Source organism: Streptomyces sp. NPDC001002 (assembly GCF_053599215.1).
In genome coordinates, this window is sequence record NZ_JBSFLV010000298.1 from 1 (window position 1) to 2,536 (window position 2,536).

Below are 2,536 nucleotides of genomic sequence, written 5' to 3' on the forward strand. Positions count from 1 at the left end.
GGCTCTCCCGACTGGACTCGAACCAGTAACCTGCCGGTTAACAGCCGGCTGCTCTGCCAATTGAGCTACGGAAGATCGAAGCTCCCCCGACTGGACTCGAACCAGTAACCTGCCGGTTAACAGCCGGCTGCTCTGCCAATTGAGCTACGGAGGAACGCCTCGTTGCATCGAACGTAGCTACCTGGGTAATCGCCAGGGGGCGGACGCTCGCTGCGACACATACATTAGCGCAAGCAGGGGGGTGCTCCGCCAATCGGTACTCCCCGGCACCTATGCCGCACCGAAGATCCGCACGAGGGAAGGGTGGCCGTCATGCGCTACAAGCTCACGTTCGTCGCCGGGCTGGCGCTGGGTTACGTGCTGGGCACGCGAGCCGGGCGCGAGCGTTACGAGCAGTTGATGAAGTCGGCTCGTCAGGTCGCGCAGAACCCCGCCGTCCGCAACACCGCCGAGTCCGCCGCCCAACAGGGCCGCCAGTTCGCCGGCAAGGCGTACCACGCGGTCAGCGACAAGGTCGGCGACCGCGTCCCCGACTCGGTCGCGGAGCGAGTCCGCTCCCTGAGGGACCGCAACACCAACGGCTCAAACGGGGACGACTGGGGCACCAGCAACACTTGAGACCGACGGTGACGCAATCGCCCCTAGGGGCGCGAGGAACTGCGCGACCAGCCACGGACGGGCCCGCACCCGCCCGATCACGCGCACCCCTACGGCTCCACGGCCAAACCCAGCGGAGCGATGCGGCAGAATTTTGGCCATGGGGATAGTCGCCGGGTTGGACAGTTCGCCCGATTTCACTCGCATCGTCGTCTGCGACGCAGACACGGGAGCCGTACTCAGGCAGGGGTATGCCCCGCATCCGGTAGACGGCGCCGAGGGCACGCGGCCCTCCGACATCGATCCACAGGCCTGGCTGCTGTCCCTCGGTGAGGCCGCCGGCGGCGGGCTGCTCGAAGGCGTGCAGGCCATCGGGGTGTCGGCCCAGCAGAACGCCGTGGTCCCGCTGGACTCGCAGGGAAACACCGTCAGACCCGCGATGGTCGGCGGTGACAAGCGGGCGCAGGTCGCGGCGGCCGATCTGATCGACGCGCTCGGCGGTCGCCAGGCGTGGGCGCAGGCCGTGGGCTCCGTCCCGCAGGCCGCCCAGCCGGTGACCAAGCTGCGCTGGCTGAACAAGACCGAGCCGGACAACGCCCTGCGCACCGCCGTCCTCATGCAGGCGCACGACTGGCTCGTATGGCAGTTGCTCGGGCGCCCGGTGCGCCGTACCACCGATCGTGGTGGGGCCTCCGGGACCGGGTACTGGTCGGCGGCCACCGGCGGATACCGGCCCGATCTGGTCGAGCTGGCGCTCGGTCACCAGGTCATGCTGCCCGAGGTGATCGGGCCGGCGGAGGCGGCCGGTACGACGCCGGAGGGGCTGTTGATCTCGGCGGGGACCGGCGAGACCATGGCCGCCGCCTTCGGGCTCGGGATCGGGCTCGGGGACGCCGTCGTGTCGCTCGGCGCCTCCGGGTCCGTGATGGCCGTACACGGTGAGGCACTTGTCGATCAGAGCGGGATGATCACCTCGCTGGCCGACGCGACCGGCATGCACCTGCCGGTCGTCACCACGCTGAACGCCGTACGGGCCCTGCGCGGGACCGCCGAGCTGCTCGGGCTGCCCGATCTGGAGAGCCTGTCCGAGCTGGCGATGAAGTCGACGCCCGGCTCGCACGGGCTGGTGCTGCTGCCCTATCTGGAGGGCGAGCGGACGCCCAACCTGCCGCACACGGCGGGAACCCTGACCGGTCTGCGCCGCGAATCTATGCGTGCAGAACACCTCGCGCGGGCCGCCTTCGAGGGCATGCTGTGCGGGCTCGCCGACGCCCTTGACGTGCTGCGCGGCCGGGGTGTCGACGTACGGCGGATCTTCCTGCTGGGGGCGGCGGCCGAGCTGCCGGCCGTGCAGGCCGCGGCGCCGTCGCTGTTCGGCGCGCAGGTCGTCGTACCGCAGCCCGCGGACTACGCGGCGCTCGGTGCCGCCCGGCAGGCCGCCTGGGCGCTCGGGGTCACGCAGGGCACGCTCGACCGGCGCAACCCGCCGCAGTGGCAGGGGGCCGCCGCGCAGGTGCTCGATCCCGGCGAGGATCTGGCCGTGGGGCAGGCCGTGCGCCAGCAGTACGTGTCGGTCCGGGAGCAGACGCATCCGAACGCTTTCCGCTCGTGACTTCACGAGTCGGCAAAGGACACCGCCCATAAGGCGGTAAAGCGCACTGCCGTCGGCTTAATCGGTTGAGGTAACGCGGGTGGAGTGTCCGACGATAGGAGCCTGGGGCACAAGCCCGCCCCGCCCCACCGCCGATCCGAGAGACGTAGCGTGCTCATACGACTTCTGCGGACCTATCTCAGGCCCTACAGGAAACCCATCGCCCTGCTGGTGCTGCTGCAGTTCCTGCAGACCTGCGCCACCCTCTACCTGCCCACCCTGAACGCGCATCGGGCGTCGGTCTCGCCGAGGCCCAGCAGCTGCACGGCAAGGAGATGTCGTACAACA

Annotated in this window: 2 protein-coding genes and 2 tRNA genes; 2 read left to right on the plus strand and 2 right to left on the minus strand. The window is 69.8% G+C overall.

The features are described from left to right. Window positions 1-2: 2 nt before the first annotated feature. Together ACWDR3_RS47600 and ACWDR3_RS47605 are read right to left on the minus strand one after the other, a co-directional pair. Window positions 3-75: transfer RNA gene (locus tag ACWDR3_RS47600), tRNA-Asn, on the minus strand. 6 nt (window positions 76-81) lie between these two features. Further along, window positions 82-154: transfer RNA gene (locus ACWDR3_RS47605), tRNA-Asn, on the minus strand. Between the two features lie 158 nt (window positions 155-312). Between ACWDR3_RS47605 and ACWDR3_RS47610 the strand changes: the two genes are divergently transcribed. Both ACWDR3_RS47610 and ACWDR3_RS47615 read left to right on the plus strand, forming a co-directional pair. Beyond that, complete coding sequence (locus ACWDR3_RS47610) at window positions 313-618, plus strand: YtxH domain-containing protein (protein WP_450358925.1); 306 nt, start codon at window positions 313-315, stop codon at window positions 616-618. 139 nt (window positions 619-757) lie between these two features. Further along, complete coding sequence (locus ACWDR3_RS47615) at window positions 758-2,209, plus strand: FGGY family carbohydrate kinase (RefSeq protein WP_450358926.1); 1,452 nt, start codon at window positions 758-760, stop codon at window positions 2,207-2,209. The last annotated feature ends 327 nt before the right edge of the window (window positions 2,210-2,536 follow it).